The 16,899-nt window shown below is 60.0% G+C and carries 21 protein-coding genes; 8 read left to right on the top strand and 13 right to left on the bottom strand.

Annotation, left to right across the window (positions count from 1 at the left end; all coding sequences use genetic code 11):
- Positions 1–3: 3 nt before the first annotated feature.
- Together F2S13_RS07650 and F2S13_RS07645 are read right to left on the bottom strand one after the other, a co-directional pair.
- Positions 4–879 carry a DUF6279 family lipoprotein gene (locus F2S13_RS07650; RefSeq protein ID WP_166359869.1) on the bottom strand — a complete coding sequence of 292 codons (876 nt, stop codon included), beginning with the start codon at positions 877–879 and terminating at the stop codon, positions 4–6.
- A 176-nt stretch (positions 880–1,055) separates the two neighbouring features.
- Complete coding sequence (locus F2S13_RS07645; RefSeq protein ID WP_178118992.1) at positions 1,056–1,244, bottom strand: hypothetical protein; 189 nt, start codon at positions 1,242–1,244, stop codon at positions 1,056–1,058.
- Positions 1,245–1,554: 310 nt separating this feature from the next.
- On the opposite strand from F2S13_RS07645, the gene F2S13_RS07640 reads away from it, so the two are divergent.
- On the top strand, positions 1,555–2,391 hold the full coding sequence (locus F2S13_RS07640; RefSeq protein ID WP_166359867.1) for a CvfB family protein: 837 nt from the start codon (positions 1,555–1,557) through the stop codon (positions 2,389–2,391).
- An 18-nt stretch (positions 2,392–2,409) separates the two neighbouring features.
- On the opposite strand, the gene F2S13_RS07635 is transcribed toward F2S13_RS07640, so the two are convergent.
- Positions 2,410–2,790 carry a hypothetical protein gene (locus F2S13_RS07635; protein WP_166359866.1) on the bottom strand — a complete coding sequence of 127 codons (381 nt, stop codon included), beginning with the start codon at positions 2,788–2,790 and terminating at the stop codon, positions 2,410–2,412.
- Positions 2,791–3,103: 313 nt separating this feature from the next.
- Between F2S13_RS07635 and F2S13_RS07630 the strand changes: the two genes are divergently transcribed.
- Positions 3,104–4,045 (top strand): YihY/virulence factor BrkB family protein, encoded by a 942-nt coding sequence (locus F2S13_RS07630; RefSeq protein WP_166359865.1) that lies wholly within the window; start codon positions 3,104–3,106, stop codon positions 4,043–4,045.
- 9 nt (positions 4,046–4,054) lie between these two features.
- Positions 4,055–4,594, top strand: a complete 540-nt coding sequence (def, locus tag F2S13_RS07625; protein WP_166359864.1) for a peptide deformylase — start codon at positions 4,055–4,057, stop codon at positions 4,592–4,594.
- Here the strand turns inward: def and F2S13_RS07620 are convergent.
- From F2S13_RS07620 to F2S13_RS07610, 3 genes are all read right to left on the bottom strand, one after another.
- Positions 4,591–5,007, bottom strand: coding sequence for a GNAT family N-acetyltransferase (locus F2S13_RS07620; RefSeq protein WP_166359863.1), 417 nt, complete (start codon positions 5,005–5,007; stop codon positions 4,591–4,593). The two genes, def and F2S13_RS07620, sit on opposite strands and share 4 nt — an antisense overlap.
- Before the next feature lie 23 nt (positions 5,008–5,030).
- Positions 5,031–5,522 carry an SRPBCC family protein gene (locus F2S13_RS07615; protein ID WP_425500220.1) on the bottom strand — a complete coding sequence of 164 codons (492 nt, stop codon included), beginning with the start codon at positions 5,520–5,522 and terminating at the stop codon, positions 5,031–5,033.
- Between the two features lie 71 nt (positions 5,523–5,593).
- Positions 5,594–6,937 (bottom strand): aminotransferase-like domain-containing protein, encoded by a 1,344-nt coding sequence (locus tag F2S13_RS07610; protein WP_166359861.1) that lies wholly within the window; start codon positions 6,935–6,937, stop codon positions 5,594–5,596.
- 86 nt (positions 6,938–7,023) lie between these two features.
- Between F2S13_RS07610 and F2S13_RS07605 the strand changes: the two genes are divergently transcribed.
- Positions 7,024–7,986, top strand: a complete 963-nt coding sequence (locus tag F2S13_RS07605) for a threonine dehydratase (protein WP_166359860.1) — start codon at positions 7,024–7,026, stop codon at positions 7,984–7,986.
- Here F2S13_RS07605 and F2S13_RS07600 read toward each other — a convergent pair.
- On the bottom strand, positions 7,978–8,355 hold the full coding sequence (locus F2S13_RS07600; protein ID WP_166359859.1) for a VOC family protein: 378 nt from the start codon (positions 8,353–8,355) through the stop codon (positions 7,978–7,980). The two genes, F2S13_RS07605 and F2S13_RS07600, sit on opposite strands and share 9 nt — an antisense overlap.
- 85 nt (positions 8,356–8,440) lie before the next feature.
- Between F2S13_RS07600 and gfa the strand changes: the two genes are divergently transcribed.
- Entirely contained in the window at positions 8,441–9,019 is a 579-nt protein-coding gene (gfa, locus tag F2S13_RS07595) for an S-(hydroxymethyl)glutathione synthase (protein WP_166359858.1), read from the top strand.
- Between the two features lie 10 nt (positions 9,020–9,029).
- Here the strand turns inward: gfa and F2S13_RS07590 are convergent, their stop codons facing one another.
- From F2S13_RS07590 to F2S13_RS07580, 3 genes are all read right to left on the bottom strand, one after another.
- Complete coding sequence (locus F2S13_RS07590; RefSeq protein WP_343047367.1) at positions 9,030–10,361, bottom strand: sensor domain-containing diguanylate cyclase; 1,332 nt, start codon at positions 10,359–10,361, stop codon at positions 9,030–9,032.
- A 153-nt stretch (positions 10,362–10,514) separates the two neighbouring features.
- Positions 10,515–11,327, bottom strand: a complete 813-nt coding sequence (locus F2S13_RS07585; RefSeq protein ID WP_166359856.1) for a class I SAM-dependent methyltransferase — start codon at positions 11,325–11,327, stop codon at positions 10,515–10,517.
- A gap of 39 nt (positions 11,328–11,366) precedes the next feature.
- The gene (locus F2S13_RS07580) at positions 11,367–11,639 is read right to left on the bottom strand and encodes a DUF4242 domain-containing protein (RefSeq protein ID WP_166359855.1); all 273 of its coding nucleotides are present in this window, start codon (positions 11,637–11,639) and stop codon (positions 11,367–11,369) included.
- A 239-nt stretch (positions 11,640–11,878) separates the two neighbouring features.
- Between F2S13_RS07580 and F2S13_RS07575 the strand changes: the two genes are divergently transcribed.
- Positions 11,879–12,847 carry an AraC family transcriptional regulator gene (locus F2S13_RS07575; RefSeq protein ID WP_166359854.1) on the top strand — a complete coding sequence of 323 codons (969 nt, stop codon included), beginning with the start codon at positions 11,879–11,881 and terminating at the stop codon, positions 12,845–12,847.
- Here the strand turns inward: F2S13_RS07575 and F2S13_RS07570 are convergent, their stop codons facing one another.
- The 3 genes from F2S13_RS07570 to F2S13_RS07560 all read right to left on the bottom strand — a co-directional run bounded on the left by F2S13_RS07570 (position 12,848) and on the right by F2S13_RS07560 (position 14,516).
- Complete coding sequence (locus F2S13_RS07570) at positions 12,848–13,273, bottom strand: 3-isopropylmalate dehydratase (protein WP_166359853.1); 426 nt, start codon at positions 13,271–13,273, stop codon at positions 12,848–12,850.
- A gap of 95 nt (positions 13,274–13,368) precedes the next feature.
- Complete coding sequence (locus F2S13_RS07565) at positions 13,369–13,947, bottom strand: hypothetical protein (RefSeq protein ID WP_166359852.1); 579 nt, start codon at positions 13,945–13,947, stop codon at positions 13,369–13,371.
- Between the two features lie 227 nt (positions 13,948–14,174).
- Positions 14,175–14,516, bottom strand: a complete 342-nt coding sequence (locus tag F2S13_RS07560; protein ID WP_166360170.1) for an FKBP-type peptidyl-prolyl cis-trans isomerase — start codon at positions 14,514–14,516, stop codon at positions 14,175–14,177.
- A 165-nt stretch (positions 14,517–14,681) separates the two neighbouring features.
- Here F2S13_RS07560 and F2S13_RS07555 point away from each other — a divergent pair, with 165 nt between their 5' ends.
- Together F2S13_RS07555 and F2S13_RS07550 are read left to right on the top strand one after the other, a co-directional pair.
- Complete coding sequence (locus F2S13_RS07555) at positions 14,682–15,926, top strand: DUF3422 domain-containing protein (protein WP_166359851.1); 1,245 nt, start codon at positions 14,682–14,684, stop codon at positions 15,924–15,926.
- 130 nt (positions 15,927–16,056) lie between these two features.
- Complete coding sequence (locus F2S13_RS07550; RefSeq protein ID WP_166359850.1) at positions 16,057–16,716, top strand: LysE family translocator; 660 nt, start codon at positions 16,057–16,059, stop codon at positions 16,714–16,716.
- Positions 16,717–16,899 lie beyond the last annotated feature (183 nt).

Raw genomic sequence — 16,899 nt, 5'->3', positions numbered from 1 at the left:
GCGTCAGGACTTGGCGACTTTCAGGCATTTGAGCTCGCTGAAGTCCTTGCGCACATCGGCGAGTCTTTCCTGCAAATGCTGGCGTTGCGCGGGTGTGCTGGCCTGCATCAGGTCGACCAGCAGGCTGCGCCCTGCCTGTTCGGCCCGAGCATTGAACTGGCGATACTGAGGCGTCCACACACTCTGGCGATTGGTGAGCAGGCGCTGGATCTGCTGGCCGAATTCCGGGCTTTGGCGTTGCGCCAGCGCTGCGCTCATCTGGGCCTGCCAACGTGCACGGTTGTCGAGCGACAGGCGATTTTGCTCGATCAGCGATTGTGACCAGGCCTCGACGAGCCGGCTTTGTTCGGGCGTCAATTCGCCCAGCCAGGGGGTGAGGCGCTTTTCCATGCGCTCGGCCCGATTGCCGATTTGTTCATCCATGGGAGTGCGGACGTATCGTTCTTCGCGCTGGCGCACATCCCTGGCGAACGCCTGGCGCATCTCCCCGACCTGCTCATCGTCCAGCCCACGAAGCAATTCGACCGCCGAAGGCGTAATGGCTGCTGCGATGTCGTTCATCGCCTTTTGGGCTTCCTGAGCACGCGCCTGCAATTGCTGATCGTTGACCTGATTGCTGGCGACCATTTGCTGGACCCTGTCGAGCCATGCCAGGTAGCCGGGCAATTGCGTGCTGCAATGCCAGCGTAGATGGGCGCCGAGGCGCTCCTTGAACCAGGTTTTCTGCCTGGCATTCATGTCCAGGTAGTCGCTCAGGGTCCAGGGAATGATCACGTCGAGATTGCGATAGGCCAATTCGACCCGGTCGCAGGCCGGCATCAGGCTGCAAATGATCAGCAATGACAAGGCGCGAAGGGGCGCAAGCAGGCGGCGATACATGATCGAATCCTTGCGAGGGCATGCTTGTCTTTATAGATCAACCTGGGGCGCTGGCGGTTCCGCTATCCCGGATCAGGTATGAAGGAAGGGCTGTGCAGGGAGAGAAGGCAGTGGGCTTTGGCTGATCATCTGTCAGGGCGCCCACGGGCCTCAGGTGTTGCGAAGGGTGCTGCGAATTACTTTTTGCCCAGGCTGATGTGCTTGGATGGCGCGAAAGTCTGGCCGCTGACGCCTTTGGCGATTTGCTGGATTTCACCACCGGATTTCAGAAACGCAGCGATCTGTTCGTTGATCGATTCGCTGGTTTCGACGGCGGGGGCTGGCTTCACTTTGCTGTTGGATGCTTTTACGCGCATGGCTGCCATTAACCTGTCTGGAATTCAATATGGCCAGCCATTGTACACGAATATTCACCTTTTTTGTTAGCCAACTATCGGCCGCGCATTAAGCCGATAAATAGCGACGATCGGTAAAAGTTGAGGTTTGAAATAAGTCGCTAACTCACTGTTTTTACTGAAAAGTCTGGCCAATGTGCGGCGCTGGTCGGCGGCGCTGGCGCATGCCGCGCCGCGACCTTGGGTCGCAGCCCGCGAAAATCGGGCATGGCGCACGGTCAGCAAGGCAAGCGAGGCAATCTCGGGTAGAATGCTGCCCACGCAATGAGGATTTTCGCAAATGGCTTTAATCGGTCGCTACAACAGCTTGCAAGTGGTTAAACATACGGATTTCGGTTTATATCTCGACGGTGGCGCGGACGGTGAAATTCTGCTGCCCAATCGATATATTCCTAAAGATATTCCCAGTGAAGATGAAGACTGGTTGAATGTTTTTGTTTATCTGGACAGCGAAGATAAATTAATCGCAACCACCGAAAAAACAAAACTTCAAGTCGGCGAGTTCGCCAGTTTGAAAGTGGTCGAGGTCAATAGCATCGGCGTATTTCTTGACTGGGGTTTGCCCAAGGATCTGCTGCTGCCGTTTTCCGAAGAGAAGCGTCAGATGAGTGCTGGCCAGTATTGCGTGGTGCACGCCTACCTGGACAAGCGTACTCGCCGCATCACCGCCACCGCGCGTCTGGACCGCTACCTGGACAAGGTGCCGGCCAACTATACGGTGGGCCAGGAAGTCGATCTGCTGGTGGTCGAAGAAACCGACATGGGTTTCAAGGCCATCATCAACAACAAGCACTGGGGCCTGATCCACAAGAACGAAGTGTTCAAGTTCCTGCGCTCGGGCAAGCAGGAGAAGGGCTATATCAAGGAGTTGCGCGCCGACGGCAAGATCGCCTTGAGCCTGCAGCCGGTCGGGCAGGATGCGAGCGTCAGCCTGCACTCGAAGATTCTCGACAAGTTGCGCGAGAACAACGGTGTGCTACCGGTGAGCGACAAGAGCGATCCGCAAGTGATCAGCAGTTTGTTCGGTGTCAGCAAGGGTAATTTCAAGAAAGCAATCGGCGCCCTCTACAAGGAAGGCAAGATCGTGATTCACGCCGATCGCATCGAGCTCAGTTGATTTTATCCGGGCTGTTACTCAAGGCTGCAGGAACTGGGCAAAGCCCACGCCGCTGCCGGCAGGGCGCACATCCTTGAGAAAGGAGTCCTTGTCGGCACTGAGTTCCAGGCTGACCGTGGACTTGCGCTTGCCGGCGTTGCGCACCACCAGCCCTTCGAGGTTTTCCCGCATATAGACGGTTGGCACCTTCAAGTGCAGGAGCTGGTCGGTCTGCGGGTTGTGCAGCAGCAGGTGCACCCATTCGTACTGGCCGACCTGCAGGCGAGACACGGGAATGTCGAACCAGAAGATATTGCGCTTGGCATCGTGCAGGGTGAAATGGCAATTGTTGACGCCCAGCACCGCGCCGCCGAGTTCTTTGTTGCGGCGCGCAATGGCCAGGGGTTTGTCGAGTTTCATAAGGTTCCTACTGGTGTGAATCTTCAGTTGTGCATTCTGGTGGGTGCGTCGGTAAACATAAAGTTAAAACTGAGTTTGTGGTCAGTCTTGCGGGCATCATCGCGGGCAAGCCCGCTCCCACAGAGATCGTGCGGGCCGTGAAAATCCCTGTGGGAGCTGGCTTGCCAGCGATCGAGCGCGCAGCGCTCGCAAATGACAAAAAATCAAATGAACCTCTCCATTGTGCTGACAGTCAGTGCTTGAAATACTGCCAGGCTCGTCAACTAAACTTATTTGGTAGTTTCAAGTTCATCGAACGGCGCAAGGAGACGCTATGTTTTTGCCGGATTTACGCGGTTTACCGCTGGGCCGGGTATTGCTGCGCACAGTTCACGAATTTATTGAAGACGAGATGTCGACCTACGCTTCGGCGCTTGCCTATCAGATGCTGTTTTCGCTTTTTCCCTTCATTCTGTTTCTGATCGCGTTGATCGGGTTCCTGCATTTACCCGACTTTTTCTCCTGGCTGCGCCTGCAGTCGGAGCTGGTATTGCCCCCCCAGGCGCTGGAACAGGTCAATCCGGTGATCGACCAGTTGCAGCAGTCCAAAGGTAGTCTGCTCTCGATCGGTATCGTGATCGCCCTGTGGACGGCCTCGGCTGGCGTGCGCCTGATGATGAGCGCGATGAACGCCGCCTACGACGTGGTCGAGCGGCGGCCCATCTGGAAGCGCTTTCCCTTGTCGATCTTCTACACGGTGGGCATTGCCGGGATGCTGCTGGCCGCAGCCGCGCTGATGGTCACAGGGCCCCAGGTCATGGAATGGCTGGCCAGCCAGATCGGCATGGAAGAGTTTATCGTCACCCTCTGGACGGTGCTGCGCTGGCCCGTGATCATCGTATTGCTGATGATGGCCGTGGCCTTGATCTACTACGTCATGCCGGATGTGAGGCAGGAGTTCCGCTTCATTACCGCAGGTTCCGTGCTGGCGGTGGTGGTGTGGATCATTGCTTCCCTGGGTTTCGGTTATTACGTCAAGACTTTCGCCAACTATAACGCCATGTATGGCAGCATCGGTGCGATCATCGTGTTGCTGCTGTATTTCTACATTTCAGCGGCCGTGTTGTTGCTGGGCGCGGAAATGAATGCGGTGATCGAGCACATGTCCACCGAAGGCAAGAAACCGGGTGAAAAGGGTTACGACCCGACCCTACACGACAAAAAACACGTGTCGGGGCTGGCCCGCGATCACTCGCTTGACGCCGAACACTTCTAAGAGAACGCCATGATTCATGAAATCCTCAAGATGGGCGACGAGCGCCTGCTGCGCATTGCCCCGCCGGTGCCCCAGGCCTTGTTCGGTACCGAGGAGCTTGACCGGCTGATCGCCGATATGTTCGAGACCATGGAGCATGTCGGGGGTGTCGGGCTGGCTGCACCGCAGATTGGCATCGACCTGCAGCTGGTGATCTTCGGCTTCGAGCACAGCGAACGCTATCCGGACGCCGAAGCGGTCCCACAGACGGTTCTGCTCAACCCCCTGATCACGCCCTTGAGTCCGGAACTGGAGGAGGGCTGGGAGGGTTGCCTGTCAGTACCCGGCCTGCGCGGTGTGGTCGAACGGTACCGGCATATCCGCTACGAAGGCTTCGATCCACAGGGCGAGCCTATCCTGAGGACCGCCGAAGGCTTTCATGCGCGGGTGGTGCAGCACGAGTGCGATCACCTGATTGGCAGGCTCTATCCCTCGCGGATTCGTGATTTCAGCCGTTTTGGCTTCACCGAAGTGCTGTTTCCGGGGCTGGATCCGGCAGCTGACGATTAAGGCGCCGGCTGCCACTCCAGCGCCAGCATGGCCTTGTTTCGTTGATAGCGTACGAGCCGCTCGCAGAGTTGGGCCGGCAAGTTGGCGGCAGCGGTAAAGCCCAGGCGCTCGTAGAACTGCGCAAGGTCAGGGTGGCAGAACAACCAGATCGCGCTGGCACATTGCTCCTGTACGTGCTCGATCAAGCCGCGGGCCAGACCTTGCCCGCGCGCGGCGGGATCCACCAGCAGGCCGGTCAGCCAGAAGCCTTCACTCACTGGACGCAGACACAGCCCGGCCAGAATATCCGTATGCCTGGCTACCCAGATTTGCGCCTCGGCGACGGCACGCATGGGCGAACGATGGGCGCGGTAGAACTTGTCGAGCAACGGTCGCAGCGGTTCGGGCAGCAGGCTGTATTGCAGATCGGGCACGGCTCGGGGTCCAGTGGATGAGTTTACGAAAGTGCCTGCGACCGGCGATTTTCCGGCTCGAGGCTTTTTTGCTCGAGGTACTTGCCGATATTGATCATCTGTTGATCCCAACCGTCACAGTGCATCTTGTACGCCTCGTCGCGGCGTGTGGCCGGGATCTTATCAAAACCGGACTCTACCAGGCGCAGCAAGGTGCCTTCCGCCAGTTCCTGCAACTGGAACACAACCCGTGTCGGCGTCTCATGGGAATAGTCCACCTTGGGGTCGATGGCGTAGGGGTGCCAGAGAAAGGACAGCAAGTGGTCGGGTTCGATGCGGTCGATATGCACCTCCCACGTGATGTGCTCGTAACCTGGGTGGGTGATAGGTCCCTTGATCTGGGAGCCGACCTTGAATTGCTTGCCCTGGAGGGCCACGCCGAACCATTCGCCGAAGGCCTGGGCATCGGCAAGCACTTTCCATACCTCGGCACGTGAAGCCTTGAGGCGAACTTCTCTTTCGATACGATCTGTCATGGGCAACCTATTGCAAATGTGTTGATGGACGGACGTTCACAGCATCCAGAGTAGAAGGGCTGCTGCGGAGTTCAACCCGCCAGGGCTTCGGCAATCCTTTCCAGCGCCAGCTTGAGCTGTGCCCGGCTCCTCGCCGCCGAGAGGCTGATGCGAATCGCCTGGGTATCGCTCGGTTTGACCGCGAAAACCTCTGCTGGCACGACGTCCACTTCGGCGGCTCGACAGGCCTGCGCCAATGCCATGGATGATTGCGTTGTCGTGACCCAGATATGCGGTGAGGGTGTATCGGTTTCGTAGAGGGCTGCACCGAGGATCTTCCTGGCCAGGCGCCAGCGCTGGGTGACTTCCTCGGTCTGCCAGGCCAGGCGCCGTTGCGCCGTGCCATTCTCGATCCACTGGCAGGCAATGTTCAGGCATAACGGCGATACCGACCAGTGCGTGGCCTGGGCGTGGGGGTCGATACGTTGCAGGACGTCGGGATCGGCAACGATCCAGCCCAGGCGCAAGCCGGGCGCGACGGTTTTCGACAGGCTGGTCACCAGCAACCCATGGCGGCCGAGGACCGTGGACAGGGGCGCCCGGTTCGCCAGGCCACCATAGACGTCGTCTTCGATGACCAGCAGATCGTGATGCCTGACGACTTCGGCGACTTCCCGTTGACGCTGCAAGGTCATGGTCGCCGCCGTGGGGTTTTGCAGGGTCGGGGTCAGGACGATGACTTTCGCCCCGGTCGCACGTGCCATGCGGTCCAGATCGTCCGGGACGATGCCGTGCCGGTCCAGCGCGACCCCGTGCACCGGCAGACGCAGCTGGCGGCACGCGGCCTTGATGCCCGGTGCGGTGAAGGCTTCCACCAACACTGGCTCACCGGGCTGGCAGAGCGACAACAGGACAGTGAACAACCCCTGTTGCGCGCCGGCACACAGCAGAATGTTCCGGGTCGGCACACTCAGGCCGCGGGTCTGCAACCAGGCCGCGCCATGCAGGCGTCCAAGCTGCAAATCCTCGGCGGTCAGGTAATGCTGCAAATCCCTGGCATGGCCGTTACGCAGCAGAGCCTGCAAGGCGCTTTCGACATCTTCGTTCGACTCGTCGGTCACCGGTACATTGGTGGACAGGTCGATCAAGGCAGGGCGTTCACCCGGGTGCTTGAGGCGGAACAGCGTGGCTTCCTTGCTGCCGGCCAGCACATAAGTGCCGCGTCCCACTTCACCGGAGACCAGGTGCCTGCGCGCCGCCTCGCGATACGCCTGCATGGTCGTGCTCGGGTTCAGGCCCAGGTTCCAGGCCAGGCGTCGTTGCGGCGGTAGGCGTTCACCGACTTTCAGCTCGCCATTTTCGATTGCCCGGGCAATCGCGTCGACCAGCGCGAGGTAGCGCGGCTGGGCGTCGTCGAGCAGTTGGGGAGTCCACATTTATTGTTGCCCATGCAATATAAGGATTCACCCATACAATGCGACGCTTCTATGATCAGGTCAAACCCAGCCCTGACAGGTGCCCTATGTTCGATCTGATTGCCCTGCGCACAGCCGCCCGGCATGTTCATCAGCATGTCCCGCCAACCCCGCAATATGCCTGGCCGAGACTGGCCGAACGGCTGGGATGCGAGGTCTGGGTCAAGCATGAAAACCATGCACCGACCGGCGCCTTCAAGGTCCGCGGTGGCCTGCTCTATGTCCAGGCCTTGCGTGAACGCCTGCCCGAAGTGCGCGGGTTGGTCACCGCCACGCGCGGCAACCATGGCCAGAGCCTGGCCCTGGCGGCGCGCAGCGCTGGCTTACCGATCATCATCGTGGTGCCACAAGGGAATTCCCGGGAGAAAAATGCGGCCATGCGCGCCTTGGGTGCCCAGTTGATCGAACATGGTCAGGACTTCGACGAGGCCCGCGACGAAGCCGCCCGCCAGGCACAGGTGCATGGCTATGAAAGCGTCCCGGCATTTCATCCGGACCTGATTCGCGGCGTCGCCACCTATGCGCTCGAATTGCTCGAAGCGGTGCAGGGGCTAGGCACCGTCTACGTGCCGATCGGCATGGGCTCGGGTATTTGCGGGCTGATCCAGACCCGCGATCTGTTGGGGCTCGAGACTGAAATCGTCGGGGTGGTTTCCACGGCGGCCGACGCGTATGCGAAAAGTTTCGAGCAAGGCAAGATCGTCACCACCGCAACGGCGAACACCTTCGCCGATGGCATGGCCTGCCGCCTGCCTTCGGCGGATGCGTTTGAAATCATCCGCCAGGGCGCCGCGCGGATCTTGCGTGTGAGCGACGACGAAATCGCCAATGCCATGCGTATCTTTCATGAAGATACTCACAACACCGCCGAGGGAGCGGGGGCTGCCGGGTTGGCCGCGCTGATCCAGGAACAGGATCGCCAGCGAGGCGCCCGGGTGGCGGTGGTCCTCAGTGGCGCCAATATCGACCGGCTGCGTTATGCGCAGGTTCTGGCGAGTTTGTCAGATTGAGGTGCCCGCCCGGGTGATGACCTCCAGCAGGTGCCCGTCCGGGTCATCGAAGTAGAATCCGCGGTCGCCGTTGTAATCGTAAGTCTCGCCAGGGCGGTGCTTGCCGGGATCGCCCCAGTAGGGCAAACGGCGCTCGCGTACCCGGGCAAATATGGCATCGAACTCGTCCGCACTCACCAGAAACGCATAGTGCTGGGAGGAAAACGCGTCGTTGTCGTAGTAGTCCATCGAGACTTCGTTGCCGAGCTCGACCACCAGCATCGGCCCGAAGGGCGTCGCCGGCGGCAGGCCGAGGATTTGTGTCAGGAATGTCGACGAGATTTGCTTGTTCCTGCACCAGACGATCGTGTGGTTCAGTTGTACGCTCACTTCGCAGCCTCCTTTCCAGACCAGTAGCACGTGCTGGCATCCGGTTGCCCTCTAGTATTAGATGAAATCAATCGGGAGGTGGGAAATGGCCGCTTCATTTTCGATCCATCCGTCTGTCGATAACGGCATCCAGGCCGGCGCAGACAATTTCACTGGCGGCACCCTGGTCTGTAAATGTGCGCAGGATCCGGTGCGGGTTCAGATCGATGCGCAATCGGCGTTCAACCATGTCTGCGGCTGCACCAAGTGCTGGAAGCCCAAAGGGGCCTTGTTCTCGATGATCGCGGTGGTGCCACGGGACAAGCTGCGGGTGACCGAGCATGCCGAGAAGCTTGCGGTCGTCGACCCCAAGGCCGCCATCCAGCGCCATGCCTGCAGCCAATGTGGCGTTCACATGTATGGGCGCATCGAGAACACGGCGCATCCCTTGTACGGGTTTGACTTCATCCATACCGAGTTGTCACCGGAGAAAGGCTGGTCGGCGCCGCAATTTGCTGCCTTCGTCTCATCGATCATCGAGTCGGGCACCGATCCTGCCATCATGGGCGAGGTGCGCGGAAGGCTCGAAGGGCTGGGTCTGGAACCCTACGATTGCCTGTCACCGCCCTTGATGGATGCCATCGCCACCCATACTGCCAAGGCCTCGGGCGCGCTGAAATCCTGAAGCGTGCCGGTCAGTGGCACTCGATACGGTTGCGGCCGTTTTCCTTGGCGCGATACAGCGCCAGGTCGCTGCGCGAGAGTGCCGAATGAGCGCTGGCGTCGTTGGCGCTCATGGCTGCCACGCCCACGCTGACGGTCAGGGGAATGCGCTGATTGCCTTCGAGCAGGGGCGATGCTTCGATGCGCTGTTGCATCAACCGGGCGAATGCCGTGGCCTCGGCGACGTCGGCGCCACTGAGCACCACGGCAAACTCTTCGCCACCGACCCGCCCAGCCAGGTCGGTTGCGCCCAACTGATCGCTGAGGATGGTCGCGAAGTGCTTGAGGGCCTGGTCACCGACCGCATGCCCCCAGCGGTCATTGATGGTCTTGAAGTGATCCAGATCACACATCAGCACAGCGGCGCAATGCTCGCCACTGCGCTGGAGCATGGCCAGTTCGGCTTCGATCTGCATCATGAAATGACGGCGATTGGGCAGTTGGGTGAGGTAGTCGACGGTGGCGAATTCCTGCAGTTCTGCCTCGATACGCTTGCGCTCGGTCACGTCGGTGATGAAACCGTGCCAGAGGGTACTGCCGTCTTCGAGGCGCTGGGGCCTGGCATCTCCCTGGCGCCAGCGCAGGCCTTGCCGCGGTAGGCGGACGCGGTATTCGCAGTGCCAGGGTGTCAGGTTCTGGGCGGAAAACTCGAAGGATGATCGATAGGTTGCACGGTCATCGGGATGGATGAGTGCGTTGATTGCGTCGGTGTGGCTGGCAACCTGCTCCGGCTCGAGCTCGTAGATATCCCGTATGCCGGCGCTGGCATAGGAAAGAAACGAGGTGGCGTCCGGCATCAGGCGATACTGGAAGACCAGACCCGGTACTTCATCGGTCAGGCTGGTCATCAGGTCGACGGTCTGCTGCAGCTTGTCCGATATGGCGCGCATCGCCGAAATATCGGTGGTGGTGCCGGTCATGCGCAACGGCCTGCCTTCGCTGTCGCGGCTGACCACCTTGCCGCGGCTGCAGATCCACTTGTAGCTGCCATCCTTGCAGCGAATCCGGTGCTCCACCTCGTAATGTTCGGTCTGCTGGTCGAAGTGGGCCTGGATCGTTGCCTTGACGTACGCCAGGTCATCGGGATGGAGGCGCTGGTAGCTGTCTTCGATCAGGTTGCTGATTTCATGCTCGGCATAGCCCAGGATGGCCTTCCAGCCGGTGGAATAGTGGATCTCGCCGGTCAGGACATTGCGGTCCCAAACGCCCGTGGAGCTCCCGGCGATAGCCAGCGCCATGCGCTTTTCGCTTTCGCGCAGCGTGTCGGCGTCTTCTGATGCGTCAGGGATCACGGGTGTCAGCATATTCACTTCAGTCGAAAGGGCTGGAAGATGCGGACATTTTATAGCAGCTATTTCAGGGCATGGCTCGTACAGAAATCCGGCCGCGCGTGGCATTTTGCAAGACTGCCAGGCCGGCCGGATTTCATACTCGGCTTAGAGCATTGTTATTGTCAGTTAGCGGCGGGTAATCACCGTCTCCAGATACTCACTGGGCACCACCAGCGACTGTAGGCCTGCTCGATTGGACCGGTTCAACAGCTCGATCAGGTCCTTCTCCAGTGCTGCGGCGCCGTCGGCGGGGAGGGCGGCGAAAGCCTTGTGCACTGGCCCGTACCAGGTACGGAAGACATCGAGGAAATGCTCTGCCGAGCGGTAGCGAAAATTGAACTGGCGGGGTGTCACCGCAATCCTGGCGGCACGTTCGCCGAACAATTCCTGCAAGTGCGCTTCGGTACCCCACAGCGAGGGGAGTTGAACCCCGGGCGCAGGCGGCAAGTGACGTCCTAGGGTCTTGAACATCTGCCCGACGAAGCCTTCAGGCGTCCAGTTGGCCAGGCCAATGCGCCCACCGGGGCGACATACGCGGGCCAGTTCGCTGGCCGCTTTGGCATGATCGGGCGTGAACATCACACCGAAGGTCGACAGCACCGCGTCGAAGCTGGCATCGGCAAACGGCAGGTTTTCGGCGTCGGCCTCCTGGAATGCGACCTCCAGGTGCTCGGCCCGGGCCCGCTCCTGCCCACGTTCGAGCAACTGCGCGACGTAATCGGTCGATGTCACCCGGGCGCCGCGGCGGGCGGCGGCGAGGGTGGCATTGCCATTGCCGGCAGCGACGTCGAGCACGCGCTCGTCGCAGTGCAGGTCGCAGGCTTCGGCGAGCTGTTCGCCGACAAGCTGCAGCGTGGTGCCGATCACGGCGTAGTCGCCGCTGGCCCAGGCAGCCATCTGACGGGTTTTCAGGGCAGCGAGATCAAGGGGAGTACTCATTGAATCTGGCCTCTTGTAATTGGTATGCGCCAGCGGGCATTACTCTGCCGTAGTGGGATCGATGATGGTGGTGATCTGCGCCACGCTGTTGGCGGGGAAACCGCCCAACCTGGCGTGCTCCCTGATCAGCTCCTCGTTCGGGGCGATGTACACGCAGTAGATCTTGTTGCCGGTGACATAGCTTTGCTGCCACTGCACCTGACCCTCGAGTTGCCCCAGGGCGCGACAGGACTTTTGCGATACGGCCTTGAGGTCTCGTTCGGTGAGCGCGCCTGCGCCCGGGATCTCACGTTCGATGAGGAACTTCGGCATGACAACCTCCAATGGTGGACGACGGGATACGCAGTCACTCAAGTGGTCAAGGCAGCTGCGTATGGCACAACTATCGTCCTCAACTGGTGTGGTGTCCTGCCCGTGCGTCGCCGATCCTTGTCCGAACGTCCGGCAGCACGGCCATTCATCCGGCAACAGGGGGTTAGGCGGTCGTTTCCCCTAGGCGGAGCGCGTCGAGGCGCTCAATATTGAAGGGATAAGGTCCGGGTAATCGGCGAATGGACGCTCTGTCGCAAATTCTCAAGGTGGTGCACCTGGTCGGCGCGATCTTTATCAACGCCCGCTTCACCGCGCCCTGGTGTTATCAGTCACCCTGTGCCGATTCGGTAGCGCCCTTGCTGGAACCAGGGGCCGAGCGGGTAGTGATTTTTCACCTGATCACCGAGGGCGAATGCTACGTCGAACTGGGCGAGCAACCGCCGCTGCACCTGGTGGCCGGCGACGTCGTCATTTTTCCCCAGGGGGACGCCCACCGCATGGCTTCCGCACCTGGCTTGCCCCCGGCGGTCGGAGGGCGTCTGGATCGAGTACTGGCGCGGCGGCCCCGGCAATTGTCCTATGGCGGAGGTGGCGCTGCCACTCGACTGGTCTGTGGTTACCTGGCCTGTGATGCGCGCCTGGCCGGCATATTACTGAACGGGCTGGCACCGCTGGTGAAGGTCAATGTGCGCGACTCAAGCGCCGGCCTCTGGCTGGAATCATCGGTGCATTACGCCCTGAACGAGGCGCGCTCGCCCAGGCCCGGCGGTGCCGGGGTGCTGGCAAAGCTCGCCGAAGTGTTGTTCATCGAAGTGCTGCGTTTGCACATGCATGAACTGGGAGAAGGGCGTACCGGTTGGCTGGCGGGCGTCGGCGACCGCATTGTCGGAGCCGCCCTCGAGGCGTTGCATCGACACCCGGCCCATGCCTGGACGCTGGAAGAACTGGCGCGCACCGCCGGCACGTCCCGCTCGGTGCTGGCTGAACGCTTTCAACTGCTGGTGGGCAGCTCACCCATCCAGTACCTGACCCAGTGGCGCATGCTCCTGGCGTCCAACCTGCTTTGCCATAGCAATGCCCCGCTGGCGCGGATCGCCGAGGATGTCGGTTACCAGACCGATACGGCGTTCAGCCGGGCATTTCGACGGGAGTTCGGCTCGCCGCCTGCTGCCTGGCGGCGCAGCCACCTGGCGCATGCAACACATTGATCACTTGTCCTGGGGTTTGATGTCGAAACCGCTCTTGGCTTCGCTGACGATGTGGAACTGTTCACGCCCTCCGGCCTTGAGCTGCACTGACCGTTCACGATCAAGGCGGCCCATGCCGCACAGGGTGTCGTCCTGCTGATCGATGCCGATACCGACGATGCGCGAGCCCGCCGGCACCTGGAAACTGGCCTCTTCGCCAATGCCGATGCGCGCAGCCACCTGGCGATCGATCAGGATGGCCACATAACAACCACCGCCAAGCATGCCGACGTCACGGTTGACGACGATCTGGCCGCCGCCTTCGATGGGTTGTTGGTAGGCCAGCAAACGGTCCGTCGGGACTTGGGTCACGTGTTCGCGGTCGGCCCTGAAGGATGAACAGCCCGCCAGGGCCAGGAGGGGGAGTACGGCGTAAAGCATTCTCATCGTGATCTGCTCCGGCGCTGTCAGCCCATCCCGGGTGTCGTCCGGGACGGGTGCCTGACAGGTTTGCGCAAATATGGCGAAGCCGAGAGGCAGCTTTAGTGTGCGGTGGTGATTTTCAGCAAGTCAGTATAAGTGACTGTCACCATATCGCCGACCTTGAGGTTTTTCATGCGCGCCTGCAGGTCCTTGTCTTCGACTTTGACCACTTTTTCCATGCCTTCAGGCGGTAGCAAGGTCACCTCATGAGTCTTCAGATTGATTTTGGTGATTTTCGAAGTGATCTTGATTTGACGGAACGCTTCACCGCCAGGGTTGGGATTGTTCGGGGTGGCGCGGATAACCCCTTTTTCTTCGCTGACGCCCGGCGCTGCAACGACGTTTTTTTCGAGTACCGCTGCAACAGAGCGGGAGACGTGAACCTTGACGGTGTCACCGACCTTCAGGTTGCCCAGATCCTTGGCTTTATCGCTCAGCTGGATGGAAATCGGATCGCCCTTGGCGTCCTCTACCGTCACCACATGATTTGTCGCATCGACAGCGAGGACCTTGGTAGTCACATCGTTTTCTATGGCTCGGCCTCCGATCAAAACATCGTCCGCGTGGGCAGCGAAGGTGGCTGCGGACATCAGCGAGGCAAGGAAAATTGCACGGGTGAAGGAGCTGAGTTGTTTCATAGGCGTACATTCCGTGTGATGGCTAATGAGAAACAGAGGTGCGTAATGCTGTCGGGGAGAGCATAGACGCTGGTTGCCAAACAGGGAGTGTTTCCTCGTTCCCACGCTCCGCGTGGGAATGCATCCGGCGACGCTCCGCGTCGAGATCTGCCTGCGTAAGTCGACGCTGGAGCGTCTTGGACTGCATTCCCACGCGGGAGCGTGGGAACGAGACGTCGGGGCGAGGCTCACTCGTCCCGAGTCAGCACTTCCAGCAGCTCGACTTCGAAGATCAGGTCCGAATTGGGCTTGATAAACGCGCCAAATTCGCGTTCGCCATATGCAAGGGACGCCGGGACATAAAGTTTTCGCTTGCCACCGACCTTCATGCCGATCATGCCCTGAACCCAGCCCTCGATGACACGGCCCTTGCTAATCACGCACTGGAAAGGTTTGCCGCGATCATAGGAAGAGTCGAAAACCGTGCCATCTTCCAAAGTGCCCTTGTAGTTGGTCGTGATCAAGGCACCCTTGACGACTTCCTTGCCTTCGCCCAATTGAATGTCTTCAACTTTCAATTCGCTGATCATTTCTCGAACTCGCTTGCTGGTTAGCCGGAGGGCATCAATCGACCCTTTGAGTGATGACGCATGATCAGGCTCCAGCGTCACGGGCGCGACCTGCCCAGCATTGCTCGGTGACCGGGCAATGCATGGCGGCGTCACTGCTGGATACTCCCTAGCGATGATTGCGCCATGCATGCCTTGCGATTCGAACTGCATAACGAACTCCACTCTCGCCCTTCGGTTTATTTCAACGCACCGGCCTATGTGTTCCATCTGGCCTTGCTGGAGCGCGATGGCGCCCTGGAGGACATCATCGGTCGGTTGTATGCCGCATCTGCCAATGGGGCGGCGCAGCAGCATCAACAGACTGAGGCCCAGGGCCTGCTCAAGTTCGATGGGCATGACCTGAAATGGGAGCGTCACACCGAGTTCCTGTCCCTGACTCTGGTGGTACTCAAGTCGGACCGTGAAGAGTTCTGGCCAAGGTTCCCGGACAACTTGATGGCGCTGGTGCACGGCCATGAACACTTGGTGATCAACGCGACGCAGATCCTGGTCGAGTCCGAGCAAAGCTGGCAGGGCGACACCGCCCGTTATGGCTTCAAGGACCCGGCCGGTTCACAGATAGGCAGCGGCGATGCCGTTGTCTGGAGCGATTTCAAGTTGACCGAGAGCGGCAGCAATCGACTGCTGCTGATCAATCGCAAGCTCAACGCCTATCGGCTCGGGCGCATGGTGCGTCGTCTGCTGGAAATCGAAACCTATCGAATGATGGCCTCGCTGGCGTTGCCGGTGGCCAAGGAGGTCAGCCAGCAGCTCAAGACCTTCGATGAGCAGTGGGCCAAACTCTCGGACCAGAACGCCAGCGCCAACAGCGCGACCGCCAGGCTGATTCTCAGCGATATTTCGGACCTGTCCGCCAAAATCGTGCGCACCACTGCGCAGTCCCGCCTGCGCTTCAGCGCCGCCGAAGCTTATTCCCAGATCGTCTTCGAACGCATCGGCGAGCTGCGCGAAACCCATGTGGGTGATTGCCAGCGGTTGGGGGTATTCATCGAGCGCCGTTTCAAGCCGACAGTGCGCTACTGCTCCGCTACCAACCATCGCCTGGAGCGGCTGGGCGACAGCGTTGCGAACCTGGGCGAGTTGCTCCAGGCCCGGGTTCAGGTGGAAGTCGAAGAGCAGAACATGGAAATCCTGCACAGCCTGCACACCCGCGCGACCACCCAGATCAAGATCCAGAAGGCGGTCGAGGGGTTGTCGATCATTGCGATCACGTATTACCTGCTCAGCCTGTTCAAATTCTTGTATGGCGGCCTGCACACGCTGGGGTTGGACATCAGTCCCAAGCAAGCCAGCCTGTACCTGGCGCCGATCGCGATCTTGGTGATCGGCGCGATTGCGCTGCGGATCAGGAAGGCGAAGGAGGAGTGAGGCTGAGGTTCAGCCGATCTCCTCGATGAATTCGTCGAGGAAGCGCTGCAGTACGGCAATTTCTTCCAATACCGCAGCGCTGCCCAACTGTTCCAATACGTGTAGTCACTCTCAATACAGCAGATCCCCCATGGCGTTTTCCAACGGTTTTCTCCTGAGTCTTTCCCTGTGCCTGGACATTGGCGTGGCCAATATCGCCATGATCACCCTGGCCATGCAGCGCGGTTACCTGCAAGGGTTCTGGCTGGGCCTGGGTACCTGCGTGGGCGACCTGATCTATGCCGTTGCCGCCCTGGCCGGCATGACCGTGCTTCTGCAATACGAAATGGTGCGCTGGGCGTTGTGGGTCGGTGGCTCGGTGTTGCTGGTGTACTTCGCCTTCAAGATGCTGCTGGCTGCATTTGGCAGCGTCACGTCCATGTCTGCTGACGGAGAAGTCCTGGTGGGTTCCGGGTGGAAGGAATTCTCCCGAGGCATCTTCCTGGCCATGTCTTCGCCCAGTGCGATCCTGTGGTTCGCGGCGGTTGGCGGCGTGTTGATTTCCCGCTCCGGCAGCGGCAGCGCGATGGATGCCGGCTTGTTCCTGGCAGGCTTTTTCTGCGCCGGTCTGGCCTGGACAATCTCGTTGTGCCTGGCGGCCACCCACGGCGGCAAACTGCTCGGTGACAAGCTGCTGAAGTATTCCTACATCGCTTCGGCGGGCATTTTTTGCTACTTCGCGTTCTATGTCATCGTCTCCGGCTACCAGGAGTTCATCGTCGCCTCGCCCCTTGCGCCAGCGGGTCTATAATCAGTTTCTGCAGCGCCAGACAGGCGTTGCCTGAATCGGGAGGGCCTGGCCATGAAAGGTCTCGATGCGAAGAAATCCACCAAGAAAAAACCCACCAAGACAGCCATTGAAAAACGCCACGAGAAAAAGGCGAAAAAGTCCAATGTCGGGATACTGGGAAGCCATTAAGCGAAAGAGAGCTCC

The organism is Pseudomonas akapageensis (assembly GCF_011355085.1).
Lineage (GTDB): Bacteria > Pseudomonadota > Gammaproteobacteria > Pseudomonadales > Pseudomonadaceae > Aquipseudomonas > Aquipseudomonas akapageensis.
The sequence above is the reverse complement of the archived record's forward strand: the minus strand, read 5'-3'. Positions and strand labels throughout refer to the sequence as shown.